General features: G+C 68.5%; 32 protein-coding genes and 1 tRNA gene. 20 read left to right on the top strand and 13 right to left on the bottom strand.

Features of this window, described 5'->3' with window-relative positions; genetic code table 11:
• Nucleotides 1–7 precede the first annotated feature (7 nt).
• The 6 genes from der (at nt 8) to GON06_RS14175 (ending at nt 5,043) form a co-directional block, all read left to right on the top strand.
• Nucleotides 8–1,480, top strand: coding sequence for a ribosome biogenesis GTPase Der (gene der, locus GON06_RS14200; RefSeq protein WP_157313003.1), 1,473 nt, complete (start codon nt 8–10; stop codon nt 1,478–1,480).
• Nucleotides 1,481–1,482: 2 nt separating this feature from the next.
• The gene (locus GON06_RS14195) at nt 1,483–1,920 is read left to right on the top strand and encodes an HIT family protein (protein WP_157312883.1); all 438 of its coding nucleotides are present in this window, start codon (nt 1,483–1,485) and stop codon (nt 1,918–1,920) included.
• A gap of 86 nt (nt 1,921–2,006) precedes the next feature.
• Nucleotides 2,007–3,068: a Glu/Leu/Phe/Val dehydrogenase family protein gene (locus GON06_RS14190; protein WP_157312882.1), complete on the top strand. Its 1,062-nt coding sequence runs from the start codon at nt 2,007–2,009 to the stop codon at nt 3,066–3,068.
• A 1-nt stretch (nt 3,069) separates the two neighbouring features.
• Nucleotides 3,070–3,537, top strand: a complete 468-nt coding sequence (locus tag GON06_RS14185; protein ID WP_332837572.1) for a GNAT family N-acetyltransferase — start codon at nt 3,070–3,072, stop codon at nt 3,535–3,537.
• Nucleotides 3,534–4,076 carry a GrpB family protein gene (locus GON06_RS14180; protein ID WP_157312881.1) on the top strand — a complete coding sequence of 181 codons (543 nt, stop codon included), beginning with the start codon at nt 3,534–3,536 and terminating at the stop codon, nt 4,074–4,076. Before GON06_RS14185 ends, GON06_RS14180 begins: the two co-directional genes overlap by 4 nt.
• Before the next feature lie 58 nt (nt 4,077–4,134).
• A complete protein-coding gene (locus tag GON06_RS14175; protein WP_332837571.1) occupies nt 4,135–5,043 on the top strand; it encodes an NUDIX hydrolase in 909 nt (302 codons plus the stop codon).
• A gap of 149 nt (nt 5,044–5,192) precedes the next feature.
• On the opposite strand, the gene GON06_RS14170 is transcribed toward GON06_RS14175, so the two are convergent.
• The 5 genes from GON06_RS14170 to GON06_RS14150 are packed head-to-tail and all read right to left on the bottom strand — an operon-like array spanning nt 5,193 to nt 8,256.
• Nucleotides 5,193–6,038 carry a hypothetical protein gene (locus tag GON06_RS14170; RefSeq protein WP_157312880.1) on the bottom strand — a complete coding sequence of 282 codons (846 nt, stop codon included), beginning with the start codon at nt 6,036–6,038 and terminating at the stop codon, nt 5,193–5,195.
• Entirely contained in the window at nt 6,026–6,562 is a 537-nt protein-coding gene (locus tag GON06_RS14165; RefSeq protein WP_157312879.1) for a hypothetical protein, read from the bottom strand. Before GON06_RS14165 ends, GON06_RS14170 begins: the two co-directional genes overlap by 13 nt.
• A gap of 52 nt (nt 6,563–6,614) precedes the next feature.
• Nucleotides 6,615–6,986: an RNA-binding S4 domain-containing protein gene (locus GON06_RS14160; RefSeq protein WP_157312878.1), complete on the bottom strand. Its 372-nt coding sequence runs from the start codon at nt 6,984–6,986 to the stop codon at nt 6,615–6,617.
• On the bottom strand, nt 6,983–7,648 hold the full coding sequence (locus GON06_RS14155; RefSeq protein WP_157312877.1) for a lysoplasmalogenase: 666 nt from the start codon (nt 7,646–7,648) through the stop codon (nt 6,983–6,985). Before GON06_RS14155 ends, GON06_RS14160 begins: the two co-directional genes overlap by 4 nt.
• 23 nt (nt 7,649–7,671) lie before the next feature.
• Nucleotides 7,672–8,256: a GNAT family N-acetyltransferase gene (locus GON06_RS14150; RefSeq protein WP_157312876.1), complete on the bottom strand. Its 585-nt coding sequence runs from the start codon at nt 8,254–8,256 to the stop codon at nt 7,672–7,674.
• Nucleotides 8,257–8,376: 120 nt separating this feature from the next.
• Between GON06_RS14150 and GON06_RS14145 the strand changes: the two genes are divergently transcribed.
• Together GON06_RS14145 and GON06_RS14140 are read left to right on the top strand one after the other, a co-directional pair.
• A tRNA-Pro gene (locus GON06_RS14145) sits at nt 8,377–8,453 on the top strand.
• A gap of 662 nt (nt 8,454–9,115) precedes the next feature.
• Nucleotides 9,116–10,060, top strand: a complete 945-nt coding sequence (locus GON06_RS14140) for a diacylglycerol/lipid kinase family protein (RefSeq protein ID WP_332837570.1) — start codon at nt 9,116–9,118, stop codon at nt 10,058–10,060.
• Nucleotides 10,061–10,066: 6 nt separating this feature from the next.
• On the opposite strand, the gene GON06_RS18545 is transcribed toward GON06_RS14140, so the two are convergent.
• Nucleotides 10,067–10,231 carry a hypothetical protein gene (locus tag GON06_RS18545; protein WP_181905862.1) on the bottom strand — a complete coding sequence of 55 codons (165 nt, stop codon included), beginning with the start codon at nt 10,229–10,231 and terminating at the stop codon, nt 10,067–10,069.
• A 120-nt stretch (nt 10,232–10,351) separates the two neighbouring features.
• Here GON06_RS18545 and GON06_RS14135 point away from each other — a divergent pair, with 120 nt between their 5' ends.
• From GON06_RS14135 to GON06_RS14125, 3 genes are all read left to right on the top strand, one after another.
• Nucleotides 10,352–10,600, top strand: a complete 249-nt coding sequence (locus tag GON06_RS14135; RefSeq protein WP_157312874.1) for a hypothetical protein — start codon at nt 10,352–10,354, stop codon at nt 10,598–10,600.
• Nucleotides 10,601–10,785: 185 nt separating this feature from the next.
• The gene (locus GON06_RS14130; protein ID WP_232528472.1) at nt 10,786–11,328 is read left to right on the top strand and encodes a hypothetical protein; all 543 of its coding nucleotides are present in this window, start codon (nt 10,786–10,788) and stop codon (nt 11,326–11,328) included.
• A gap of 23 nt (nt 11,329–11,351) precedes the next feature.
• Nucleotides 11,352–12,449: a fatty acid desaturase family protein gene (locus GON06_RS14125; protein ID WP_157312873.1), complete on the top strand. Its 1,098-nt coding sequence runs from the start codon at nt 11,352–11,354 to the stop codon at nt 12,447–12,449.
• A gap of 338 nt (nt 12,450–12,787) precedes the next feature.
• Here GON06_RS14125 and GON06_RS14120 read toward each other — a convergent pair whose 3' ends face one another.
• Nucleotides 12,788–13,579, bottom strand: a complete 792-nt coding sequence (locus GON06_RS14120; RefSeq protein WP_332837568.1) for a sulfite exporter TauE/SafE family protein — start codon at nt 13,577–13,579, stop codon at nt 12,788–12,790.
• Nucleotides 13,580–13,663: 84 nt separating this feature from the next.
• Here GON06_RS14120 and GON06_RS14115 point away from each other — a divergent pair, with 84 nt between their 5' ends.
• The gene (locus tag GON06_RS14115; RefSeq protein WP_332837567.1) at nt 13,664–14,446 is read left to right on the top strand and encodes an AraC family transcriptional regulator; all 783 of its coding nucleotides are present in this window, start codon (nt 13,664–13,666) and stop codon (nt 14,444–14,446) included.
• A 14-nt stretch (nt 14,447–14,460) separates the two neighbouring features.
• On the opposite strand, the gene GON06_RS14110 is transcribed toward GON06_RS14115, so the two are convergent.
• The gene (locus tag GON06_RS14110; RefSeq protein WP_157312872.1) at nt 14,461–15,303 is read right to left on the bottom strand and encodes a transposase; all 843 of its coding nucleotides are present in this window, start codon (nt 15,301–15,303) and stop codon (nt 14,461–14,463) included.
• A gap of 68 nt (nt 15,304–15,371) precedes the next feature.
• Here GON06_RS14110 and GON06_RS14105 point away from each other — a divergent pair, with 68 nt between their 5' ends.
• The 3 genes from GON06_RS14105 to GON06_RS14095 are packed head-to-tail and all read left to right on the top strand — an operon-like array spanning nt 15,372 to nt 17,106.
• Entirely contained in the window at nt 15,372–15,764 is a 393-nt protein-coding gene (locus GON06_RS14105) for a hypothetical protein (protein ID WP_157312871.1), read from the top strand.
• Nucleotides 15,761–16,375, top strand: a complete 615-nt coding sequence (locus GON06_RS14100) for a M23 family metallopeptidase (protein WP_332837566.1) — start codon at nt 15,761–15,763, stop codon at nt 16,373–16,375. Before GON06_RS14105 ends, GON06_RS14100 begins: the two co-directional genes overlap by 4 nt.
• A 41-nt stretch (nt 16,376–16,416) precedes the next feature.
• Nucleotides 16,417–17,106, top strand: a complete 690-nt coding sequence (locus tag GON06_RS14095; protein ID WP_157312870.1) for a hypothetical protein — start codon at nt 16,417–16,419, stop codon at nt 17,104–17,106.
• A 6-nt stretch (nt 17,107–17,112) separates the two neighbouring features.
• Here GON06_RS14095 and GON06_RS14090 read toward each other — a convergent pair whose 3' ends face one another.
• Nucleotides 17,113–17,721, bottom strand: coding sequence for a helix-turn-helix domain-containing protein (locus tag GON06_RS14090; RefSeq protein WP_157312869.1), 609 nt, complete (start codon nt 17,719–17,721; stop codon nt 17,113–17,115).
• 134 nt (nt 17,722–17,855) lie between these two features.
• Here GON06_RS14090 and GON06_RS14085 point away from each other — a divergent pair, with 134 nt between their 5' ends.
• The 5 genes from GON06_RS14085 to GON06_RS14065 all read left to right on the top strand — a co-directional run bounded on the left by GON06_RS14085 (nt 17,856) and on the right by GON06_RS14065 (nt 22,995).
• A complete protein-coding gene (locus GON06_RS14085) occupies nt 17,856–19,070 on the top strand; it encodes a globin domain-containing protein (protein WP_157312868.1) in 1,215 nt (404 codons plus the stop codon).
• A gap of 161 nt (nt 19,071–19,231) precedes the next feature.
• Nucleotides 19,232–19,537 (top strand): sugar ABC transporter ATPase, encoded by a 306-nt coding sequence (locus tag GON06_RS14080; RefSeq protein ID WP_157312867.1) that lies wholly within the window; start codon nt 19,232–19,234, stop codon nt 19,535–19,537.
• Nucleotides 19,538–19,667: 130 nt separating this feature from the next.
• Nucleotides 19,668–20,516: a DUF998 domain-containing protein gene (locus GON06_RS18830; RefSeq protein WP_157312866.1), complete on the top strand. Its 849-nt coding sequence runs from the start codon at nt 19,668–19,670 to the stop codon at nt 20,514–20,516.
• Nucleotides 20,417–21,355 carry a glutaminase A gene (gene glsA, locus GON06_RS14070; RefSeq protein ID WP_232528493.1) on the top strand — a complete coding sequence of 313 codons (939 nt, stop codon included), beginning with the start codon at nt 20,417–20,419 and terminating at the stop codon, nt 21,353–21,355. The genes GON06_RS18830 and glsA overlap by 100 nt, the downstream gene beginning before the upstream one ends.
• Nucleotides 21,352–22,995, top strand: a complete 1,644-nt coding sequence (locus GON06_RS14065) for an MFS transporter (protein ID WP_232528471.1) — start codon at nt 21,352–21,354, stop codon at nt 22,993–22,995. The genes glsA and GON06_RS14065 overlap by 4 nt, the downstream gene beginning before the upstream one ends.
• Before the next feature lie 22 nt (nt 22,996–23,017).
• On the opposite strand, the gene GON06_RS14060 is transcribed toward GON06_RS14065, so the two are convergent.
• The 4 genes from GON06_RS14060 to GON06_RS14045 form a co-directional block, all read right to left on the bottom strand.
• Nucleotides 23,018–23,845: a mechanosensitive ion channel family protein gene (locus GON06_RS14060; protein WP_157312864.1), complete on the bottom strand. Its 828-nt coding sequence runs from the start codon at nt 23,843–23,845 to the stop codon at nt 23,018–23,020.
• Nucleotides 23,846–23,946: 101 nt separating this feature from the next.
• Entirely contained in the window at nt 23,947–24,309 is a 363-nt protein-coding gene (locus tag GON06_RS14055) for an SHOCT domain-containing protein (RefSeq protein ID WP_157312863.1), read from the bottom strand.
• A 1-nt stretch (nt 24,310) separates the two neighbouring features.
• Nucleotides 24,311–24,745 carry a DUF6325 family protein gene (locus GON06_RS14050; RefSeq protein WP_198346704.1) on the bottom strand — a complete coding sequence of 145 codons (435 nt, stop codon included), beginning with the start codon at nt 24,743–24,745 and terminating at the stop codon, nt 24,311–24,313.
• A gap of 80 nt (nt 24,746–24,825) precedes the next feature.
• On the bottom strand, nt 24,826–25,200 hold the full coding sequence (locus GON06_RS14045) for an SHOCT domain-containing protein (RefSeq protein ID WP_157312862.1): 375 nt from the start codon (nt 25,198–25,200) through the stop codon (nt 24,826–24,828).
• Nucleotides 25,201–25,225: the final 25 nt, after the last annotated feature.

The raw sequence follows: 25,225 nt of genomic DNA, 5'->3' as shown, positions 1-25,225 counted from the left end.
CGAGAAGATGGCTGCGCTGGACGAGGAGCTCGCCGACCAGCGTGCCGAGGTGCTGCGCGCCTCGCTGTCGGACTACGAGCTGGAGGACGAGGACGACGCACTGCTCGCCGGCGTCACGCTCGGCGAGGACGGCATCGAGTACCTGCCGGCGCTGCCGGTGGTCGCGATCGTCGGCCGGCCGAACGTCGGCAAGTCGGCGCTTGTGAACCGCATCCTCGGCCGCCGCGAGGCCGTCGTCGAGGACACCCCCGGCGTCACCCGCGACCGCGTCACGTACAAGGCCGAGTGGCTCGACCGCCGCTTCACGCTGGTCGACACCGGCGGCTGGGAACCGGATGCCAAGGGCATCGACCGGTCGGTGGCCGCGCAGGCCGAGGTCGCGATCGATCTCTCCGACGTCGTGCTGTTCGTCGTCGACGCGATGGTCGGCGCCACGTCGACCGACGAGCACGTCGTCCGTCTGCTGCGCAAGAGCGGCAAGCCGGTGTTCCTCGTTGCGAACAAGATCGACGACGCCCGCCAGGAGCCGGAGGCCGCCGCGCTGTGGAACCTCGGTCTCGGCGAGCCGCATCCGGTCTCCGCGATCCACGGCCGCGGTGTGGCTGACCTGCTCGACGCGATCATGGAGAAGCTGCCCGACGTGTCGGCGGTGGCCAAGGCCGAGATCGGCGGACCGCGCCGCGTGGCCATCCTGGGCCGCCCGAACGTGGGCAAGTCCTCGCTGCTGAACAAGGCCGCGGGCGAGGAGCGGGTGGTCGTCAACGACCTCGCCGGCACCACGCGCGACCCGGTGGACGAGATCGTCGAGCTGGGCGGCAAGCTCTGGCGCCTGGTCGACACCGCCGGCATCCGCCGCCGTGTGCACCTGCAGCAGGGCGCGGACTTCTACGCGTCGCTGCGCACCTCGGCCGCGCTGGAGAAGGCCGAGGTCGCGGTGGTCGTCCTCGACGTCAGTCAGCCGATCAGCGTGCAGGACCTGAACATCATCGACATGGTGCTCGAGTCTGGCCGCGCGCTGGTGCTCGCCTTCAACAAGTGGGACCGCCTCTTCGATGACGACATGGAGAACATCGACCGTCGCCGGTACCTGGAGCGGGAGATCGAGCAGGACCTCGCGCACGTCGCGTGGGCTCCGCGCGTGAACATCTCGGCGAAGACCGGACGCCACTTCGACAAGCTCGTGCCCGCGCTCGAGCTGGCACTGGAGAACTGGGACCGCCGCATCCCGACCGGCAAGTTCAACGCGTTCATCACCGAGCTCGTCGCCGCGCACCCGCACCCGCTGCGTGGAGGCAAGCAGCCGCGCATCCTGTTCGGCACCCAGGCATCGACCCGCCCGCCGACATTCGTGCTGTTCACGACCGGATTCCTCGACCCGGGCTACCGCCGGTTCATCCAGCGCCGCCTGCGCGAGCTGTACGAGTTCGAGGGCACGCCGATCGTCATCAACATGCGGGTCAGGGAGCGGCGCCAGAGGTAGTCATGACCGACGGGACCTGTGTCTTCTGCGCGATCGTGCGCGGACAGGAGGCGGCGAGCATCGTCTACGAGGACGAGACGGTCGTCGCCTTCATGGACAGGTTCCCGGTCACGCGCGGGCACCTGCTCGTCGTTCCCCGCGCGCATGCCGTCGGGCTCGAGGATCTCGATGCCGTCGACGGCGTGCGCGTCTGGGAGACCGGGCGGGAGCTCGCCCGCGCGCTGCGGCGCTCCGGCATTCCCTGCGACGGGATCAACCTGCTGCTGTGCGATGGGGAAGCGGCGAATCAGAGCGTCTTCCACGTCCATCTGCACGTCATTCCGCGGTCGGTGGGAGACGGATGGTCCGACCTGACGCATCACGCCCCGGAGCGCGAGCGTGCCCTGCTCGACGCTGACTCCGAGGTGATCAGGCGCGCGCTCGCGATGGACTGCGGCTGAGGCGGAACGCCTACGATGGCAGGTGGATGCCACCACTCCCGGCATCCGCTTGACTGCGCCCACGAGGCCCGCCGAAAGAGGATGCGATGACGCACACCCTGCCCCTGCCAGACTTCACCCACGAGCGCGTGGAGGTGATCACCGGGCCGCGGAGCGGGCTGTTCATCGCCGTCGCGCTGCACTCCTCGGTGCTCGGCTCCGCCCTCGGCGGTGCGCGTCTGTGGACCTACCCGCACTGGAGCGACGCCCTCGGCGACGCGCTGCGGTTGTCTGCCGCGATGACGTTGAAGAACGCCGCGGCGGGCCTGGATGCCGGTGGAGGCAAGTCCGTCATCCGGCTCGAGCCCGGCGAGACGCTGGATGCGGATCGGCGTCGCGCGGCGTTCCTCGACCTCGGCGACGCCGTCGAGCTGCTCGGCGGGGCGTACCGCACGGCCGAGGATGTGGGCTCGACGACCGACGACATGCTGACGGTCAGTGAGCGCACCGCGCACGTGGTCGGTCTGCCCTCGACCGTCGGCGGTTCGGGTGAGCCCGCCGGGCCGACCAGCCTCGGCGTGTACTCGTCGCTGCAGGCCGTGCTGTCCAAGCTCACCGGCTCGCCGTCCGCGGCCGGTCGCCGCGTGACGATCTCGGGCCTCGGCCAGGTCGGCGGGCGCCTCGCGCAGCGGTTGGCCGACGAGGGAGCGGTGCTGACCGTCACCGACATCAACGCCGCGCGCCGTGAGTTCGCGGCGTCGATCGGCGCGACCTGGGCGGAGCCCGGGACCGAGCACCTGGTGCCCGGTGACGTGTTCGTGCCCGCCGGCATCGGCGGCATCCTCACCGACGACGTCATCGACGCACTCGACGTGAAGGCGGTCTGCGGACCTGCGAACAACCCGCTGGCCGACCACTCCGGAGCGGACCGGCTCGCGGGTCGCGGCATCCTGTACGCGCCCGACTTCGTCGTGAACGCGGGCGGCGTGATCTATCTCGACCTCGAGGCGAAGCAGCTCGGCACCAGCGAGGAGATCATGGCGCGGGTGGCCGGCATCGGCGACACCGTGCGCACGATCCTGGACGACGCCGAGGTGCGCGGTATCACGCCGCTGGCCGCCGCGGAGGAGCTCGCGGCGTCGCGGCTGCGCGCGGGAGCGGCGGTCTGACGTGAGCGGCGCGGGCATCGAGGTCGAGATCCTCACGGCGATCGGTGATTCCGAGGCCGAGGATCTGGCTTCGCTGCTCGCGCAGCTCTCGACGACGGCGATCTTCGACCGGGAACGGTTCGACGCGATCATCGCGCACGACGCGACGGACCTGATCGTCGCTCGCGCCGACGGCAGGATCGTCGGCATGGCGACCTTCGTCTCACTGCCGCTGCCCTCCGGGCTGCGCGGGCATGTCGAGGACGTCGCCGTCGACGCATCGATGCGCGGGCGCGGGATCGCCCGGATGCTGCTCACCCGCATGACCTCGATCGCCACGGAGCGCGGGTTGCGGACGCTCGACCTGACGTCGCGCCCGTCGCGCGAGTCCGCGCTGCGGCTGTACGAGTCGGCGGGTTTCGTGCCGCGGGAGACGAACGTGCTGCGGTTCACGCCCGAAGCGCACATCGTGGAGGAAGGACGCAGATGACGGTGACCGTGAAGCCGTATGCGACGGAGTGGCCGGGTTTCTTCGACCGGATCTCTCATGAACTCCGGGCCGCGCTGGCGGAAGTTCCGATCGTGGCGATCGAGCACGTCGGTTCGACCTCGGTGCCGGGCCTGGCGGCGAAACCGACCATCGATGTCGACGTCATCGTGCGGCGCGAGGCGGTGCCCGACGCGATCCGCGCGCTTGAAGCCGCGGGGTACACGCACCGTGGGAACCTCGGGTTGGTCGACCGTGAGGCGTTCCTCGCGCCGGAGGACGGGGTTCCGCGGCACGTGTACGTGTGCGTGGAGGGGACGCTGCAGGTGCGTGCGCACGTCGCGGTGCGGGATGCGCTGCGGGCGGATGCCGGACTGCGCAACAGGTACGCCGCGGTGAAGACCGCGCTGGCGGACGACCCGTCGATGGACATCGACAGGTACATCGCGGGGAAGTCTGAGGTGCTGCAGGAGGTTCTCGCCGTGTCGGCGCTCACGGACGACGAGAAGCGCGAGCTGTACGAACTGAACACCGGGACGTGAGATCGTCACAGACCGTCGCGTCCGTGCCCGGGCGGCCGTGCTGTGAAAGGGTGGACGGGTGACGATCGTTCCTCCTGAGCCCGGCGAACCGCGGCGGCCGCTGGGCCCGCTCAACCCAGGGGATGCCTGGGTCGTGGCCGACTCGGGGGAGCGGTACTGGGGCCGCTTCGGCGCCGCGGGAGTGCTGGCGGTGGATGCGGAGCGCGGCGTGCTGCTGCAGCACCGGGTCGGTTGGAGTCATTTCGGTGGCACCTGGGGGATACCCGGTGGCGCGCGGCATCAGGACGAGTCGGCGCTGGACGGTGCGCTGCGCGAGGCGCGCGAAGAGGCCGGCATCCCGTACGGGGCGCTGCGCCCGAGGTTCTCGAATGTGCTGGATCTGTCGATCTGGACGTACACGACGGTCGTCGCGGATGTCGTGGAGCCCTTCGACCCTGTGATCAGCGACCCCGAGAGCGTGGCGCTGGAGTGGGTTCCGGTCGCGGAGGTGGCGCAGCGCGAGCTGCATCCGGGATTCGCGGATTCGTGGGGGCGTCTGTCGGCGTTGCTGGACGTGCGTCCGGCGATCGTGGTGGATGCCGCGAACGTGGTGGGTTCTGTGCCCGACGGATGGTGGAAGGACCGGGTGGGCGCGGCCGAGAGGCTGCACGCCCGTGTGTCGGCATGGGCCGCGGACGGCGTCGCGGCGTCGGCTCTCGGACTTCCGGCGGAGCGCTGGCATCCGGTGGTGTCTTTCGTCGTCGAGGGCGAGGCCCGGGCGATGGCTGACGGCGACGGCGTGGTGGCTGTCGTGCGTGCACCGGGCAGCGGCGATGACGCGATCGTCGCAGAGGCGACGCGCCTGGTCGAGACCGGCATGGCGGTGACGGTCGTGACGAGCGACCGCGGACTGCGGGAGCGCGCCGAGGCCGCAGGCGCCCGCCTCGAGTCGGCAGGGTGGCTGCTGGGCCAGCTTCCCGAACCCTGAGCAAGGCGGCTCGCTCTACCCTCCGGGTCCTGAGCGAGCGAAGCGAGACGAAGGGCGCTCCGGCTTCTTCGACCCCTCGGGAGAGCGGCGCACTCCACCCTCCGGGTCCTGAGCGAGCGAAGCGAGACGAAGGGCGCTCTCGCGGTACCTCAGCAGCCAGGTGCGGTGGGAGTCTCGTTACACGTGTGTGCGACCAGCGCCGTGTGTGCTTCGAAGATGCGGATCTGCTGGTCGGCGCCGGTGGTGTTGAGCGTCCCCGTGATCGGGAACCACCCGGCGCCGAGGTCGATCTCGGCGGTGTAGGCGACGTCGACCCGAGCGGTGTAGGTGCCGCGCGCCGCGTAGGTGTGGCTGGTGTCGGTGGGCGTGAACTGCGCCTGGCGGAGGTCGGCCCAGCTGGCCCCTCCGGTGGTCGCTTTGGTGGTGCTGTCGTCGCCGTTGACGAAGGTGAAGGTGGCGGGCGTGAAACGGACGGCGATGGGGAAGTTGAAGAGCGTGCCCGTTTCGGTGTGGACGGCGGCGTCGGTGACCATGTTGGTTGGCAGCCCCGCGACACCGAGGTTCTCAGGCTCGCCGGTGAGCGTGGCTGCTGCAGGGGCGAAGCTGGCGAGATCGGTGATCGTGATGGCGGGGATGCCAGGCGTCGGGACCGGAGTGGTCGGCGCTTCGGCCTCAGCGGGATCGTGCTCGCAACCGTGATAGTTCGTCCAGTTGAGTCTGCACTTGGTCATCGGATCGGGGACCGGCGCTTCCGGAACGCCCTTATCATCCGAAGCATGACCGGGGCGATGATGTTTGGGTTGGGATTCACTCGTGCCTGGCTTGGTCTGGTTTGACGTGACCTCTACGTGGTTGCCAGAGATTCCCTGCTTTGGACATCCCATTTCGGCGGCGGCGCCGCAGGAGGTGCCAGTGCGCTCGACCGCGTGAGCAGCGCCGGAGCCGGCAAATAGGAACACGGCTAAGAGGACGACTGTGATGATCAGGCGTCGCATGAGTCAAGATCCTCGGTCGGCGAAGATTCTGTGACCAGAATCCTGTCCTCATCGATCTCGAAGACCACCGCCATTCTGTATGCGTTCGGTCGATCCGGAGAGACCACGGAAGCGCCGTCTTCGTCCACGATGTCTACATCGCTGACATCGATGCATGTGGTTGCGTGGATGGTGCCCTCGCTGGCGGCGTAGCTGTCACCTTCGAACGATCCGACCACGGTGGAACCCGTTCTCGAGTAACTTTCTGCGTGCATGCTTGAAAGGTATTCACGGTCCGAAGCATTGAGTTCGCCTCGGGAAAGCTCGAAAGCGTGAGTAAACGTCGTGGGGTCCTCGAACTTTACGTTGTTTAGTGCCCCGATGTAATCCTGGTAGGTCTCCTCCGCCGCCGCGAATGCCTCCTCGTCCGACGCGAACGCCGCCGTCTTGGTCGGCTTCGGCTCGGGCGTGGGCGCGCATCCTGCGAGCAGGCCGAGGGCGAGTACGCCGGTGGCGAGGACGGGAAGGATGCGAGAGGACGTCACCCGGCTACGGTAACCGAGATCCCGCAACAGCCGCGGAAGTTATCCACAGGGCTCAGTCGAGGGGTTCCCGCCCGCGCAGTCGATCGATGTCACGGCGCTCCCGCTTCGTCGGGCGTCCTGCACCGCGGTCGCGGACTGCGTTCATCGCCATCGGCTCGCGCGGGGGAGTGCGGTCGTCATACGCCGCGGCTGCGAGGGGTGCGCCGACGCGCTTGGTCAGTGTCTGCCGCACCACGAGGATGCGGTCGAACCCGGAGATCCGAACGCGCAGCTCGTCACCAGGCTTCACGGACTGCGCGGCCTTGACCTTGTCGCCGTTCAGCCGGACATGCCCCGCACGGCATGCAGTCGTCGCCGCCGAGCGGGTCTTGTAGATCCGGACCGCCCAGAGCCAGCTGTCTACGCGTGCCGTGCCCTCGCTCATGATTCCCTCCGAGAGCGTGCGGCGATGAGTGCGCCGGCGACGATCAGACCTTGGCCGAGCGTGTAGGTGAGCATGACGGCCGGGCTGGTCCACTGCGGCATCGCGTCGGGCAGGAAGAGTCGGAACGCGAGGATCGAGTCGCTGGTGAGGAAGAACACTCCGCCGACGGTGATCAGACGATGGCAGCGCGCCGCCATCGTCGCGGTCCCGGCGAGCACCAGTCCGTAGGCCGCGACCGCGAAGATGAGCGCGCCGATCGACGGGCCGAGGATCACGAGCATCCCGACCCACCAGACCGCGTAGATCAGCGTCCACCACGGGATGCGACGGACTCGCAGATACTTCGCAAACAGCACGATGTAGGCCACGTGTGCGATGCCGAAGAACAGCAGCATCAGCGGCAGCTCGGGCCCCCACGGGAAGAAGGCACCGGCCTCGTCACCGAACCACGAGAACAGCAGAGCTGCCAGCAGAAGGGCCAGCACCGATCGCGGTCGCAGCCGCGGGGCCTCGAACAGCACGGGCAGTGCGAGAAGAGGCATCAGCGTCATCTTCGTCGGAGCGGCGAGGTCGCTCTCCGTCGCCAGCGCGATCACGTGGATGACGGAGAGAGCGATGTAGGGCACCCAGATCAGCAGGCGGGCGGCGGTGCGTCGCGGCATCCTTCCATCGTATTGCCGTGCCGTCAGTGCGAGAACTCGCGCGTGACCAGCGGGCGGCCGGGTTTCAGCTCACCTACCTGGTGGAATCCTGCGTCGAGGAACGTCGTCAGCACGCCGTGGAAGAGGTCGTTGCTGCGTCCCTTCGCTCCGCCGGTGTCGACCGGGTACGCCTCGACCAGGCGTGCGCCGGATTCCTTGGCGTATGTGACGGCCGCGTCGAGCAGCGCGGCGTTCACGCCCTTGTTGCGATGCTCGCGGCGCACGACGAAGCAGCTCACCGCCCAGACACTGTCATCGTCGAACGGCTCGGATGTCGCGGCGACGATCGCCTTCGTATGGGCCAGGCGCACCTGGCGAGTGCGCGGGCCGATGCGGATCCATCCGGCCGGTTCTCCGTCGACATAGGCGACGATGCCGGGCGGCGGGCCATCCGCGATCTCGTCGTGGAGCATGTCGCGGCGCTGATCGAGGTTCGTCGCGTCCCAGTCCTTGTTGCGCAGCATCGGCCAGATGCACTGACAGGATGCTCCGTCGCCGCCGCCCGTGAGGGAGTGCTGCACGTCGTCCCACCGTTCGACCGTCGCGCGTTCCGTGGTGATCGTGACCATGTCAGCACGCTACGCCGGGTCACGGACATCGGCCACCACGCCCGGGCCGGCGGTGGTTCGCGATGGCCGTTCGGGTCGGCTAGGATAATGGAGTTGCCCGCGCGGAAGCGCGGTCGTCCACGGGCTGTGGCGCAGCTTGGTAGCGCACTTGACTGGGGGTCAAGGGGTCGCAGGTTCAAATCCTGTCAGCCCGACCACTACAGGCTTATTCGAACCTTTGGACTGAGTAAGTCGGTACAGGTCTGAAGAGAGCCTTCCGCGAGATCGCGGGAGGCTCTCTTCGTTTTGGTGGGCGTGGGTCTGGGCGCTGAGCCGATTGTGCGTGCGCCAGTCATGTAGGACTTCGTTGAGTTCAGTGCGTTGCGAGTCGACCGTGACGTCGCGATCGGTGACACGGACATCCAATCGGCCGAAGAACGCTGAGCGAAGTTGGCTGGGGATGTTGTCGGGCGGCTGCATGTAGAGCGCGCACGGGTCTTCGAGCAGATAGACGAAGGCGTACGCCTCGTCGACGCCTTGCTGGTTGGTCGCGTACTGTTCGAACGCCCAAATAGTCAGCGTGCACGGGCCGGATCGACATCGATGGTGTTGACCAGACGTCCGCCGAAGTCCTTGCGCACATTGAGGTAGCCGAGCTCGGCGCGTCCGACGCTCCCGCCTCGTTCCTCATTGTGCTTCCATTGCGTCGCCCAGCTGCTTCTTCTTGGGGGCGTCAACGCCTGAGGAGACGGCTCAAGGCGGAGACATTGGATTCCGCTCATCTTGTTGCTGTGGTTGAGTTCCAGGTCGGCTACTGATTGATCCTGTTCACTGTCTGCGCGCGTACGCTCGGGGGATGCGGACACAGCGTGCGGCGGTCGTGTACAACCCGGTCAAAGTGCCTCTTGACCAGATCCGCCGCGCCGTTGGCGAGCAGGAGCGTGCGCACGGCTGGGAGCCGTCTCGCTGGTATGAGACGAGCAGCGAGGATTCCGGGGTTCGTGCTGCCGAGGACGCGCTTGCCGGCGACCCGACGTTGATGATCGTCGCCGGCGGAGACGGCACCGTGCGGACGGTCGCCGAGGTTGTGCACGGGACTGGTACGCCGATGGCGCTGCTGCCCGCCGGAACCGGGAATCTCCTGGCCCGAAACCTCGGACTTCCGTTGAATGACGTCGATGACGCAGTCGCTGCGGCGTTCTCGGGAGCGACCAGAGCGATAGACGTCGGCGTGGTCGAGCTCGAGAAGGAGACCGGAGAGCGGCGCACGCATCTGTTCCTGGTCATGGCCGGTATCGGACTCGATGCGGAGATGGCTGAGAACACGACCGTGCTGGCGAAGAAACGCCTGGGATGGATGGCGTATGTGGCGCCGATTGCACGATCGGTCATCGCGAACCGTCTGTTCCAGCTGGACTATCGCGTCGACGCTGGACATGTGCGGTCGACGCGTGCGCATACGGTGATCGTCGGCAACTGCGGGACTCTTACGGGCAACATGCTGTTGATCCCGAATGCGAAGGTCGATGACGGACTGTTGGATGTGGTGATGTTCCGTCCGAAGGGTCGACTGGGGTGGGCGGGGATCGGAACCCGCCTGACCCTTCACGGCCTCGCGGGCCGATCTCGGTTCGGACGGAACATGCTCGGCCTCGCACCGGACCTGAGGGCGCTGGAGTACGCGCAAGGCACGCGGTTCGACGCCCGGTTCGAGGCTCCGCGGGGGATCGAACTGGACGGCGATAGTTTCGGGCTGGTCAAGCGCGCGCGGATCACCGTCAGAGCAGCAGCTCTCGACATCTGCACTCTGGCAGATGCTGCCTGACGAGACTCAGGCTGCCGTGCGCTTGGCCCGTTGACGGAGGATTCCGAAGATGAGCGTGCCGACGAAGAGCACGATTCCGATGATGGCCAGCCACAGCAGACCCTGGAAAACGAATCCGACGACTGACAGCACCACCCATGCCACAAGCAGGATCACGAGTACTGTCCACATGGTCCCCACCATACGCGTCATCCCAGGCGAACGGCGAGAACCGGACAGATTCACGGCAAGAGGGTCTCCGCCCGTCTCGAACCTGTGAGCGCGTACATGTCGGACGCGTACGGTCAGCAAATGAACAGTAAGAGTTTGTCTGAAGAGGATGCCGACCGCGAAACGACCACACACACGAGCGACGGCGGAGTCGAGCGCCGTCCGCGCGCCCCCAGTGAGGGGGACACCAGCTGGGATCATGCCGTGGGGTTGCACTGGCACCCGTACTCGGCAACCGCGGAGACCGCGGCGCGCGCGGATCTCGAGGATCGGGTACGGGCGTCAAAACCGAAACACATCGCCTCGCAGCGCCCTGATGAGCGCGGCTGAGAGAAAGACTATCGGCGAAGCAGCGACCGGTGTAGTGTCGCGAATGAGCCACCGATTCTCGCGAGGATCTGGTGGCTCATTGTGGAGTGAGAGCTCTCACCGTGATGACGGTCAATGGGGACGCGCGCGATCCGGTGAGGGCTCTTCGACATCTCCCGCCGGTAATGCTGCCTGTGAGCGCACACATGTTCGAGGCGTACCGTCGGTTCATGAACACACAAGTGAAGATCGCAGGGAAAGACCCTGGACTGCTGGGACTGGGTTCCGTCCTCGTCGGCTCGCTCCCGGCGACGCTTCTCACAGACGAGGCGCCGGACCGCTACACCGTGGAAGCGGTGTTCACGCGCAAGACGGATCGAGACGAGGTCGCGGCGATCCAAGGAAACGAGACGCGCGCGTACCTGGCAGCGAACGGATTCCCGACCGTCGAACTGCACGTCGCTGATCGGCGACTTGAGATCGCGAATACCAACCTGGAAGAACTCCGGGACGGGCTCGGCGCGGTGCTCGCCACTCTGCTCGGCGAGATCAGCGCCGGCCTTCAATCCGAGCGGATGATCGCAGCCCACCGGCACCAGGACGCCTCGGACCGCGAACAGGAGCGCGCGGCGGCCGTCGCCGCCCTCGCCGATTCCATCACTTTCGCCAGTCGCTCGGTTGAGGCTCCGTCCGATGACGACGCGCGCATCGCCGATTGGTTCGAAGAAGGAGGCGCCGTCCGCACTTAGGACGACGCCGGAGAGAAGCCATCATGGACGGCATCCGTCCGACGATCCGCACGCGACCCCGCGAAAGCGGGACGCGCGGATCGAGCACGTTCACCGAGCTGGCCCAGCAGATCCGCGCCCGCGGGCTGCTGCGCCGGCGCTACGGCTACTACTGGTCGAAACTCGTCGGCGCACCACTCGTGCTCGCCATCTGCCTCGGCGCCTTCGTGTGGATCGGGGACACCTGGTGGCAGCTCTTCACCGCCGCGGTCCTCGCCATCGTCTTCACGCAGATCGCGTTCCTCGGCCACGACGCCGCGCATCGACAGATCTTCGTGTCCGGCCGCTGGAACGATTGGATCAGCCTGGTCCTCGGTGACTTGCTGGTCGGCATGAGCTACGGATGGTGGCAGCACAAGCACACAAGGCACCATGCCAATCCCAACAAGCTCGGATCCGATCCCGACATCGAGCTGCCCGTCATCGCCGTCACTGCTGAGACAGCGGCCCGTCAGCACAACCCGGCGATCACATGGCTGCGTGCGCATCAGGGGCTGCTGTTCTTCCCGATCCTGTTCTTCGAAGGGATCTCGCTTCACGCGTCGAGCGTGCGCCGTGTCTTCGCCCGCGGACGCCTGGAGCGGCGCTGGGTGGAGATCACGTTCCTCGCGCTGAGGATGGGCGGCTACCTGGTGCTGGTGGTCATCGTGCTCTCGCCGGGAATCGCCTTCGTCTTCCTGGCGGTGCAGCTGGGGCTGTTCGGGTTCTACATGGGCGTGTCCTTCGCGCCCAACCACAAAGGAATGCCCGTCGTACCACGTGAGATGAAGCTGGACTTCCTGCGGCGGCAGGTGATGATGAGCAGGAACATCCGAGGCGCCCGGTTCCTCGACATCGCCATGGGCGGGCTGAACTACCAAATCGAGCATCATTTGTTCCCCTCGATGCCCCGCCCGCACCTGCGCCGCGCGGCGCCGATCATCGCGGACTACTGCCATGCCCACGACGTGCCGTACACCGAGACCGGACTGTTCGCCTCCTACGCAATCGTCATCAGATACATCAACCGCGTCGGACTCGGAGAACGGGACGTCTTCACCTGCCCGCTCATCGAACAACGCGCACACCTCACCACGAACTGACTGAGCTCCGAAGCCGCAGTGAGAGGACGCGCTCGCCCACCTGGTCGACCCTGAGCCGAGCAGGCGCTGCGCAACCCGCGCGACGGGTTCGTCGTCTCCATCGGCATGCGTCATGCCTAGACGATGGCGTTTCCTGCTGATGGTCGCCGGATCGGCGCCGCCATGCTGAAGCTGTCGTTCAAACACGGCTATGAGGTCGCTCGTCGACATCAGTTCCTTGGCGCCGCGACCGCAGGTTCGATCCCCCGGACACGCCACCGGCAGTTCGATGGCTAGGCTCGGTCTACCGCGATCGTTGTCAATCGATCGAGACAGCTGCTTGCGGAGGATCCTCCCGCTCAAGCGATCCGCGCGACCATCGCGAGCGCCGCGGCGAGGAGCAGAGCCAGGTAGGCCCATGCATGGAGACGATCAGGGATGCGCGGCGGCCAGTGCCGCAGCATCAGGATCGCCGGCACAGCGCCCAGCAGCAGAAGTCCGGCGGCACCCGCATCCACGACGCCGATCATCAGCACGCCGCCGGATGAAGCGTGGCCGCTGGCGGTGAGGAAGACGAGGGTTGCGGGGATGCTGATGGCGAGCGTCATCGGGTTGGCCAGTGTGGCGGCGACGCCCATCGGAAGTCCTGAGCGTCGCAGCAGGGGAACGGTCATGATGCTGCCCCCGACGCCGAGAAGCGCGGCGATGGCGCCGATCGGGGCACCCAGCAGGTCCGGGATCGGTGGTCCTGAGCCGAGGGCTGCCCGTGAGGGCCGCAGGAAGCCCGGCCGTACGAGCACATCCACGATCGTGGCAGCCAGGTAGACCACGAAGCCCCAGGAGGCGACGTCTGGAGGCAGACCGAGCGTGATCACCGCGCCCATCGCTCCGCCGCCTGCGAGGAGCGCGAGGAGGCGGCCGCGCCCGCGCAGCAGGACGAGGACGTCGCGACGAGCGGCGGACGTGGCGATCGCGGCGTTCACGACCATCACCACGGCCGAAGTGGCCACCGCGACTCGGCCGGCGTCCTCCCCGCCGTTCGCGGCCACGACCCAGACGATCACCGGCACGGTCACGAACCCGCCGCCGAATCCGAACAGCACCGTGGTGACCCCGGTGAGAACGCCGATGAGGACGAGGAGGAATATCACTCAACCCAGTACAGCGACGGCAGTGTTGTCCTGCATTCGAATAGAGGGCACATCAGTGCGAGTTCCAGCCAATAGCATTGTTCCGTGCGAAACGTGTCGCTGGCGGCGGTAGACGAGCTACCGGTGCCTGTGCTGCCCATCGCCACCGACTACCCGCCTGGGTATCTTCTGCGCTGGCATGAGCATCGACGGGCGCAGTTCCTGTACGCAGCTACTGGGACGATGCTGGTGGAGACCGATGACGGTGCGTGGACGGTCCCGGGCGAGCGCGGCGTGCTGATCCCGCCGCGGACGCGACACCAGGTGCGCATGCTCGACGTGCAGACCTCGAGTCTCTACATCGAGCCGGCGGCCGTGCCATGGTGGCCGGCGTCCTGCCGTGTGGTGGGTGTGGGGCCGATGCTGCGTGAGCTGCTGCTCGCCGCCTCCGACATCGAGGGGGAGTACTCTGCCGTGGATCGGGAGGGTGCACTCGTCGCGCTGATCCTGCACGAGCTTGCGGCGCTGCCCGAGACGCCTTTGCATGTGCCGCTCCCGATCCAGGCGCCGTTCGCCGCCCTGTGCCGGTCTTTCCTGGCCGCTCCCGATGCGTCGGTGAGCAACGCGGCCTGGGCACGGACCGTCGGCATGAGCGAGCGCACACTGACCCGCCACTTCAGCGCTGAGGTGGGAATGAGCCCAGCGTCATGGCGCGTTCGCGCGCTGCTGCTCGCCGCCATCCCGATGCTGCGCCATCGTTCCGTGTCCCAGGTGGCGACCGATCTCGGCTATTCATCGCCCTCAGCGTTCTCCGTCGCGTTCGCTCGGGAGTTCGGCATGCCCCCGTCACGACTGAGCACTCGCAACGATTCGCCCTCGGTGGCGTGATCGACGCTGCCGGGCTAGCGCTCGGCCTTCTCCGCCGCTCCGCGAAGGGCCCGCTGAAGCGCCATCTCCGCTTCGGCGTGTCGATCGTCGGCAGCTCGCTGTCGCTCAGTCAACGCCTCGGCAGATGCCCGCTCTCTCTCCGCTTCCGCGTGCACCCGCTCGAGCTCCTTGGCCAACTCCGCAGCCCGCGCCTCGAGCCGCTCCACCCGCTCCTCGGCCTCGGCCCGCGAAGCCGCGACCCGCGACAGCTCCTTCTCCGCCCGGTCCCTCTCCTTCTCGGCCTCGCGCACCGCCTTCTCGGCCTCCTTGCGCTCGCGCCGAGCGCGCACCTCGTCGGCGGGCACCTCCTTGACGGCAGCGGGTGCCGGCGCCCCACCACCGACGACCGCCTCCAGATCGACGGGGTCGCTGGACAGCTCGCGCACCAGCCGGCCGGATGCCACCGCCGCGGCGGCATCCGGATCGAAGAACGCCGCCGAGATCGTCCGCTGCACAGCCTCCGCCGTCGACGCCGTGACCCGCTCACCGCGATCGGAGGCCAGCCCCACCGCCTCCTGCGCGAGCTGGCGGGTCAGCGCGCGCCGGTCTCGCCCCAGCTTCGCGAGCGCCGCGGCATCGAGATCGTCCTGCGCCTCACGCAGCTCCTCGGCGAGCAGCAGCACCTGGGCGAGCCGGTCCGCCCGCTCGTGCGCGAACACGTTCACCACCCACGCGGCGACCGACGGCTTCGGGAGCGTGCGGATCCGCTTCGCCAGCGCAGCATCCGCCTCATCGGAGGCGCGCGCATTGCGCGCGGCGATGAAGGCAGCCGGAGCGAGGGCGTACAAATCGCTCGCGATCGTCGTGAAATCGGCCATGGCCGCGAGCCTACGCTCCCCGGCATCCGCCCTGTCGGCACCGGCGCGCCGCTGACATACTGTCGGGTATGAAGCGGATCGACGGACGCGCGCTCGGCACCTGGAGCCTCCGCCTCGACGCGATCTACTGTGCACTGCTCGGCGGCGCGGTCGCGCTGCGCGCATCATCGATCGCTGCGGTCGTCGCGATCCCGCAGCCGCTCATCGCCGCCGCCGGAGTCGCGGTCGTGCTGTGGGCGGGCCTCGTGCTCTGGATGCTGGCGCGGCTGCGCATCCGCACCGCGCTGCGCACCGTGATGGGCGTGAACGTGCTCGCCGCGCTTCTCGTCGCGCTCTGCGCGATCGCCGCAGGAACGCTCCTCGCCGTCGTCGCCGTGTTCGCCGTCGCGATCGACATCGCGATCTTCGCCGCCAGCCAGGCGCTCGCGCTGCGCACCCTCCCGACCGTGCGCACGGCGTGACCGAACGCAGCGTCGACCTCGCCTACCCGTTCATCGGCCGCTGGCTGGTGCAGAACAGCCCTGCCGATCGTGTGCCCAGCCACGGCACCTCGCTGTTCGCGACGTCGTACGCGATCGACTTCGTGCCGGTGGATGCCGCAGGGCGCACAGCCCGGTTCACGACCGCCTCCCTGCTCCGTCCGGAGCCGCCGGAGCACTTCCCGGGGTTCGGCCGTCCCATCCTCGCCCCGGCCGACGGAAGGGTGATCGCCGCGCACGACGGCGAGCCCGACCACCACGCACATCGCGGCTTCCCGTCGATCGGCTACGCCCTCACCCAGCGCCGCCGCAGCTCCGAAGGGTGGGTCGCCCTCGCCGGCAACCACGTCCTGCTCGAGACCGGAGACGTCATCGTCGCCCTGTGCCACCTGCAGCGGGGGAGCATCGACGTCCGCCGTGGGGACACCGTGCGTGACGGGGTTCCGCTCGCGCGCTGCGGCAACTCCGGCAACAGCACCGAGCCGCACCTGCACGTCCAGGCGATCAGCACCGCCGACATCGACCGCGCCGACGCCGTCCCGATCACCTTCCACGGCGGGCTCCCGCGCAACGGGACCGTCGTCGACGTCTGAAGTCCCCTTCCCACCGTCCTCCGACGGTGGGACCATGGATCATGGCGACCGGGGACGACGCCGAACTCGCCCGCAGGTTGCAGATCCTCGCGACCGAGCACTGGGGCCTCCTCGCCGCGCGCAGCACCGCCCAGAGCGAGGTGCTCACTCGGATCTCGATCTATCTCACCTTGGTGTCCGCAGGCCTCGTCACGATCGGACTCCTCGGCCAGGCCACCCACTTCGCCACCTGGTTCCCGGTCGCGGCGCTCGGCATCCTCGCCTTCCTCTCGCTCGTCGGCATCCTCACCCTCATCCGCGTCCTCGCCGTGTCGGAGGAGGACTTCATGTTCGTCACCGCCATGAACCGCATCCGCGGCGCCTACGCCGAGATCGACCCGGAGGCCGCTGACGCGTTCCTCGCATCCGTCCACGACGACGAGCGTGGGATGCGGGTGACCTACTCGTTCCTCCGCGAGCGCGGCTCGCTCGAACAGGTGCTCGGGTCGTCCCTGATGCTCAGCGTGCTCGTCACCGCCTCGGTGGGCGGGATGTTCGCGGGCGGGCTCTGCGCGACCCTCGGGATGCCCGTCGGTGGCGCCGTCGCGATCGGCGTGATCATCGGTCTGTGCGTCACCGGCGTCGCCGTCGGGTACGGCGGTCGCCGCTACCTCACGGCGTGGAGGACCTACCGCCCGCGTCGTCCGAGCGCCGGGCCGCCGGACTACTGGCGAGCGCGCACACCGCACTGAACGTCGTCACGACTCCGACAGCACGAGCCGACAGCGGTGCGCGGTCACGAACGGCTCGAGCCGGCGCAGCGCGAGCGGTCCCTCGGCCTGCCGGAGCACGTCCTGCACGAGACGTGCATGCACCCCGCAGACCAGCGCGCGCTCCTCGTCGATCATGTCGTGATAGCGGCAGGGCGCCAGGTCGAAGGTCAGCGCGCCCTCGTCCACCGAGGGCTCCAGTCCGGCGTCATCCAGGTGCTCGTAGAGCACGTCGACCTGACGCTGCGCGTCCGCGGCGAGGGGCGTGGAGGCCGCCGTCCGCGTCACGGCGCGCAGCAGTCTCCCGCGCTCGACGGCCCCGGACACCCGAGCGGACGCCGTCGCGCTCGACGACGTGTCCTGCACCGGATGGAAGATCACCGGCGGCCTGCCGCGGGTCCCGACCTGCACCGTCTCGGAGCGGATCAGCCCCTCGTCCTCGAGCACGCGAAGGTGGTCGCGCACGGTGTTCAGCGGGATGCCGCACTCCGATGCCAGCTCGCCGGCTCGGCGGCCCGGCACCCGCTGCACGGCGTGCAGCAGCTGCATCCGGCGCGGCTGGGTCAGGCCGCGGAAGTCGTGCGCGCGTCGGGGCATGCCCCGAACGTACCCGCGGGCACGAACACGGCGCCCGAGAGCGAGCCGGATAAAAACGGTGCAACCACCGGTGCAGCGAACGCGGCTTCGCGAGAGTCGGAGCAGCCGTGATCCGCCCCGGGAAAGGAACCACCTTGCAGCTCACACCGGAGTCCGAAGCCATCGTCCGCGCCACCGCCGGCGTCGTCGCCGAGCACGCGGAGGAGATCACCAGGGTGTTCTATCCGGCCATGTTCGCCGCGCACCCCGAACTGCTGAACGTCTTCAACCGCGCCAATCAGGCGATCGGCGAGCAGCCCAAGGCCCTCGCGGCATCGGTGGTCGCCTTCGCCGTGCAGCTCATCGATCCGGATGCCCCGGACTTCACCCCTGTGATGCGCCGCATCGCCCACAAGCACGTGTCGCTCGGCATCCAGGCCCGGCAGTACACGATCGTCGGCCGTCATCTGCTCGACGCGGTCGGCACCGTGCTCGGCGACGCCGTGACACCGGAGGTGCGCGCCGCGTGGGACGAGGTCTACTGGCTGTTCGGGTGCTCGCTGATCGCCGAGGAGGGCAAGCTGTACGCCCTCGGCGGCACCGATCCCGAACAGCCTTGGCGGCAGTACCGGGTGGTCGAGCGTCTCGAGGAGTCCGAGGAGGCGTTCTCGCTGGTGCTCGCGCCGATCGAAGGTGAGACGCCGTCGCACCGCACCGGTCAGTACGTCGCGATCGCCGTCGATCTGCCAGACGGATCGCGGCAGCCGCGGCAGTACACGATCTCGTCCGGACCGCGCGGCGACGCGCTGCGCGTCACGATCAAGCGTGTCCGCGGGGTGGCCGGCGCCCCGGACGGACAGGTCTCCACCTGGCTGTTCGAGAACGCGCAGCCGGGCACCGTGCTCGACGTCTCGCAGCCCTCCGGCGATGTCGTGCTCGACGACACCGACCGCCCCCTCGTGCTCGTCTCGGCCGGCATCGGCATCACCCCGGTCGCCGCCATCCTCGAGGATCTGTCCCGGCGCCAGCCGCAGCGCACCGTGCGCCTGTTCCACGCCGATCGCGCGCACGACACGCACGCGCTGTACGCGTCGCTGCGCCGGCAGGTGCTCGCCATGGACGACGCGCGGGCGCAGAACTGGTACGAGAAGGACGCCGAGCTCGCGCCCACGCTGCATCCGGCGCTGTCCGGTTACATGGATCTCGCCGACGTCGACGTGCCGGACGACGCCACGGTCTTCATGTGCGGCCCGCTGCCGTTCATGCGCGCGTCGCGCGCGACGCTGCTGTCGCGGGGGATCCCGAGTGAGCGCATCCACTACGAGGTCTTCGGGCCGGACCTGTGGGCCCAGCAGCCGGATGCCGCCTGAGCAGCCGGCCATGAGCAGTTCCGGGTGGGGCCGCCGCGGTGCCGCCGGCCGCCATCTCGGATGAGCGGCAGACGAGGCTAGCGCCGGTACAGGCGCGCATCAACCCCCTCGCCCGCGGGAGGGAGTGGCCGCAGAGTGGTGTGCGAAGAGAGGAGCACACCATGGAGGACAGCGGTTCGATGCACGGCGGGGAGGAGATCCGCCCGTTGCGCGATGCGGATGCCACGACGCGGAGCGACCCCGAGTCCGATCCCGCCCAGCGCGAGTGGGAGGACGCGGGGAGCGCGGAAGATGAGGCCGCCACCGCAACCGGACGGGATCCGGACGAGATCCCCGATCCGGAGGACGAGATCCCGGCCGAGGACCTGCCCCGTCCGGAAGCCCAGCCGGAGACGCAGGGGGCCGATCCGGAAGTCGCCGAGCTCGGCGAGGACGGCCAGGGGGACATCTCTCCGGAGGACCTCTGAGCCGCCACCGTATGTCGCCCGGATTCCCGAGCGTTGTCCGTTCATCGAGATCGGGCGATCATAGGGTCATGCGCTGCTCCGCGTCGCACCACCCGAACGACGAATCCGAACAACCGCTGTGATCCTCGTGATGACGACGACCCGGCGGGCGCTGGTGCGCGCGCCGAGGCCGACGTGGGTGCTCTGCGCGGCGGTTCTGCTCTGCCTGTCGATCGCCATGTCGGCGGCGGGTACCCCTGATCACGGATGGTGGCGGCTGTATTTCAGCCGTCTCGGCATGACGGGGGATCTCTCCAGCGGCTTCTTCAACGGCGGGCTCATCGTCAGCGGCATGATCATCGCGGCATCGGCGGTTCCGCTGCGCGCCGTCCTGACCGCGTCCGCGACGCTCACCGGCCGGATCCCCGCGCTGCTGTCGCTGGCGGTGGCCGGCCTCGGCGCCAGTCTGAGCGGCATCGGGCTGTTCCCGCTGTCGGTGGATCCGCTCGCGCACGATCGCGCGACCAACGGCGTCGTGCTCTCGTTCGCGATCCTCCTGATCGTGCATCGCGTCGGGCTGTGGCAGGTGTCTCGGACGCTGCGGATCGCGACCCTGATCGTGGCACCCGCGATCCTCGTCGGCATGGGGCTGCTGATCGTGGGCTGGATCACGCTGACGGTGTTCGAGATCGTCGCCTTCGGCGCGATACTCGCCTGGGTTCACCTCTTCGAGCGGGCCGTGGGCGTGCGGCCGCGAGGGATGCGGAACAATGAAGTCGTCTGGGAGGGCACGGGGGAGCAGGAGACGGAGGGAGAACCATGTTCGAAGCCGACGTTCTCGATGTCGCGCAGCGCACGTCGACGGGTGACCTGCCTGCCGCCGATCTGGTCGACGAGCTCTTGCGCACTGCGCATGATCGGTACGCCGGGCATGACGAGGGCACCGTCGCCGACTACATCCCGGCGCTGGCCAGAGCGAATCCGGAGTGGTTCGGTCTGAGCCTGGTCGGGGCCACCGGTACCGTGCACGAAGTGGGCGACGTCGACGTCGCGTTCACCATCCAGTCGATCTCGAAGGCCTTCGTCTTCGCACTGGCGTGCACGGCGATCGGGCACGAACGCGTGCACCAGCGGGTCGGCGTGAACAACACCGGACTCGCCTTCAACTCCGTCGTCGCCGTCGAACTGAACGGCGGCAGCCCGATGAACCCGATGGTCAACGCCGGGGCGATCGCCACGACGGCGCTGCTGCCCGGAGCGGATGCCGAGGAGCGCTGGGCTCACCTGCACGACGGACTCTCGCGCTTCGCCGGCCGCACGCTCGAGGTCGACGAAGAGGTGTACCGCTCCGAATCCGAGACGAACCACCGCAACCGTGCGATCGCGCAGCTGCTGCAGAGCTACGACCGGCTGGACGGCGACCCCGCCGAGACCGTCGACGTCTACACGCGACAGTGCTCGCTGTCGGTCACCGCACATGATCTCGCGGTCATGGGCGCGACCCTCGCCGACGGCGGGATGAACCCGCTCACCGGCGAGCAGGTCGTGTCGGCGGAGGTCTGCCGGGACACGCTCTCGGTGCTCGCCTCCTGCGGGTTGTACGAGCGATCGGGGGAGTGGCTCTTCGAGATCGGGCTGCCGGCGAAGTCCGGGGTGTCCGGCGGCATGGTCGCGATCTCACCGGGCAAGGGCGCCGTCGGCGCCTTCTCGCCGCTGCTCGACGGAGCGGGCAACAGCATCCGTGCGCAGCGTGCCTGCGCGTACCTGTCCCGCGCGCTCGGGCTCAATCTCTTCGCCTCCGCGCGATGGAACGGAACCGAGAACGGAGTCGCACGATGACCGCTCCCTCAGAGACCACCCCCTCGACCGAGGAGCGCCGCTCCTGGGTGCCGATGATCGGCCTGTTCCTCGCACAGGTGCTCATGTCGTTCAACGTGGCCGCACTGCCGATCTCGCTCGGCGGGATGGTGCAGGACTTCGAGGTCCCGCCGACCGTCGCGAGCTCCACCATCGTGGTCTACGGCCTCGCGGTCGCCGCGCTGGTGATGACCGGGGCGAAGCTCGGCCAGCGCATCGGCTGGGTGCTCATCTTCCGCATGGTGCTCGTCGTCTTCGCGGCATCCTCGCTGATCATGATCCTCTCGCCCACCATGGGCTGGGCGATCGCGGGGCAGGTGCTCGCGGGTGCCGCCGCCGCGATCATCGTGCCGGCGCTCGTCGCGCTGATCGCGGAGAACTACCGGGGCGACCAGCAGGCCACCGCGGTCGGATCGCTCGGCTCGGCGCGCGCCATCTCGGGCGTCACCGCCTTCTTCCTCGGTGGCACGCTGGGTACCCTCGTCGGCTGGCGGCCGATCTTCATGATCACGCTGGGCATCGCCGTCGCGGTCTTCCTGCTGAGCTTCAAGCTGCGATCCGACAGGGGCGACTCCGACGTCAAGATCGACCTCGTCGCCTCGCTGCTGATCGGTGCGGCCATCGTGCTGCTGACTGTCGGGTTCAACAACCTGAACGGCTGGGGCATCCTGTACGCCCGCGACGGCGCGCCGTTCAGCGTCGGCGGCATGTCACCCGCGCCGATCCTCGTGGTGCTCGGCATCGTGCTCGGTCAGTGCTTCTTCCTGTGGACCAGGCGCCGGATGCGCCGGGGACTGGTGCCCCTCGTCGACCTCGGCGTGCTCGGGCACAAGCGCGAGCGTGCGGCCGTGTACGCGATGTTCATCATCGTGGCGATGGAGGCGGCCGTGAACTTCACCGTGCCGACCTACATCCAGGTCGTGCAGGGTCGCACGCCCTTCGACACCTCGCTGGCGATGATGCCGTTCAACCTCACCGTCTTCGTCACCGCGACGCTCATCGTGCGGTTCTACAAGCGGTACACCCCGCGCGCGATCGCGCTGTTCTCGTTCGGGCTCACCACCGCCGCGCTGATCTGGCTGTCGTTCGTCGTGACGAACAACTGGGAGACCGTCCCGACGATCCTCGGCCTGATCGTGTTCGGCATCGGCCAGGGCGCCCTGGTCACGCTGGTGTTCAACGTGCTGGTCACCGCGGCACCCAAGGAGCTCGCCGGAGATGTGGGGTCGATCCGCGGCACCACGCAGAACCTCGCCTCCGCAGTCGGCACCGCCGTCATGGGCGCCGTGCTGGTGACCACGCTGAGCTTCGGCATCGGGAGCGCCGTCGCCGAGCATCCGGAGCTGCCGCCGGAACTGGTCGCGCAGGTGCCCCTCGACAATGTGAACTTCATCAGCAACGACGACCTGCGCACCGCACTGGAGCGCACGGATGCGGACGAGGCGCAGGTCGAGGCGGCCGTCGCCCTGAACGAGGAGCAGCGTCTGCGCACGCTCCGGCTCGGGTTCCTCATCCTCGCCGGCATCAGCCTTCTGGCGGCCATCCCTGCGTCCCGCCTGCCCAGGTACCGGCCGGGCGAGATCCCGGCTCCGGACGAGCACGAGGAGCCGAAGGGCGCCTGACCGGCCGTCGCGGCCGCGGGAATCAGACCGAGTCGGGCGGCGTGAGCGGCGGCAGAGCCTCCGCGCTGCTCACGGTCGCCGCTCGCTTCTCCGCGTGGAACGCATCCGCGAGTGCGCGGACGACATCCGACGTGGCCGGGACGCCGTCGGCCGGCGGATGCCAGAACCTGACGGTCGCGATCACACGCTCGGGCGACACCGCCTGGACTGTCGCCACGGGGTCGGAGACCGACGGGGATGCCGTGCCGGTGACCCCGGTGAGCCTCGCGAGCAGCGCCTCGACGGTGTCGTCGTCGCGGCGCTCCATCCGCACCTGCACCTGACCGCGGCCCTTCCCGTGCGAGGAGAGGTTGACGACCGAGTCCGAGAGCAGCTTGGAATTGGGCACGTGGACGGTCGCGCCGTCCGCGGTCACCAGGATGATCGCGCGGGCGTTGAGCTCGGTGACGGTGCCGGTCATCGCGCCGTCCGGAGTGTCCACCTGCACGATGTCGCCGACCTCGACGGTGCGCCGCGACTGGATCATCACGCTCGAGGCGAAGTTGTCGGCCGTGCCCCGCAGCACCAGCACGATGACGACGCCGACGAGGATGACGACGGCGAGCACGGGCTGGATGTTCGCGCCGAGGATCGCGAGCGCGAGACCGATGCCGAACGCGATCACGAGGTACTCGGCGCCACGGGCGACCGGCTGGACGTAGCCCTCCGGCATGTTCGGCACCCTGCCCAGGAGCGCCGCCGTCCCCTTGTGCACGAAATGTGCGGCCACCCAACCGAGGATGACGATGATCACGGCGACCAGCAGCTGCCACCACTGGATGCCGGCGAACTGTGCGGAGAGATCGGGCATGGCGTCAGTCTTTCAGGCGATCCCCAGGGCGGTCGGGATGAGCTGGACGATCAGCTGGCCCACGAGCACATCCTCTCCACCCCAGGGATCATCGTCTCGTCCTAGCCGAGCAGCTTCGCCTTGGCGGCGTCGAACTCCGCGTCGCTGAGCAGACCCTGCTGCTTGAGGGTCGCGAGCTTCTGCAGCTCGGCGACGACGTCGGTGCCGCCGGCGGGAGCCGCGGGGGCAGCCGGCGCGGCGGGGACCGGAGCCGCGTACTGCGCGGCGGCGGCCTGGGCCGCAGCATCCACCTGCGCCTGCTGCTGAGCGGCCTCGTACTGCTCCTGCTCGTACTGCTCCTGCGCCTTGCGCTGCTGGTGGTTGGCCATCGCGCCGGTCACGGCACCGGCGGTGCCGGCGACGACGGCGGTGCGGGCGGCGAGGCCGACCAGGCCGGGGCGTCCGATCCTGCGGAACATCGGCATGTCAGGCTCCTTCGTTCTCGATGTGGTCGATGAGCGCGTTCACGACGGGCGCGGGGATGCGCTCGTGCCGCAGCACGACTCCTCCGGATGCCGCGAAGCGGCGTGCCAGCTCGCGCTGGTAGGTCATCTCCAGCGCGACCAGCGCGGCGGAGGTGCCCGGCGGCACCAGCTCGGCGAACTCGGCGATGTCCTCCTCGCCGGTGATGCCGGAGGCGGCCAGGGCGAGGTCACCGAGATCCAGACCGTCCGGGTCGTCCTCGACCTCGACGACGGTCACATCGCCGGCGTCGGATTTCGAGATCAGCAGGAAATCGACCAGGCGCACCAGACCGGTGCTGAGCATCTCGGTGAGAGCGTCGATCACCGACGCATCCGGCTTTTCGCCTTCGAATCCCACGAGCGTGTACTCGAGGGGACCGTAACGGAATTCAGTCACGCTTTCTTCCTTTCGACAGAAGGGGGTGCCGGACGCCGTCCGACACCCCCTTCGGATGCACTGCTATCGGAGGATGCCGATCAGGCGAGGGCCTTGGCCTTCAGCTTCTCGTACTCCTCGGTGGTGATGGTGCCGGCCGCGAGCAGCTTGGCCGCGTCCGCGATCTCGTCCGAAGCGCTCTTGCCCGCAGTGTTGCGGATGTAGGCGTCGGTGGCGTCCTTCGCCTGCTGCGCCTGCTCTGCACTGCGCTCGGCCATGCCCTGGCCGCGCGCGATCAGGTAGACCAGCGCGGTGAGGAACGGCACGAAGATCAGGAAGATGATCCAGACCGCCTTGAGCCAGCCGTTGAGCTTACGGTCGCGGAAGATGTCCCCGATGATCGAGAACAGCACCATGAGGTAGGCGATGAAGAAGAACGCCCAGATCATGTACCAGAAGAAATCCCAGAATCCCATTGTTTGTCTCCCTGTTTGAGGTTGT

Source organism: Microbacterium sp. MAH-37, from assembly GCF_009758255.1.
Classification (GTDB): Bacteria; Actinomycetota; Actinomycetes; order Actinomycetales; family Microbacteriaceae; genus Microbacterium.
The sequence above is the reverse complement of the archived record's forward strand: the minus strand, read 5'-3'. Positions and strand labels throughout refer to the sequence as shown.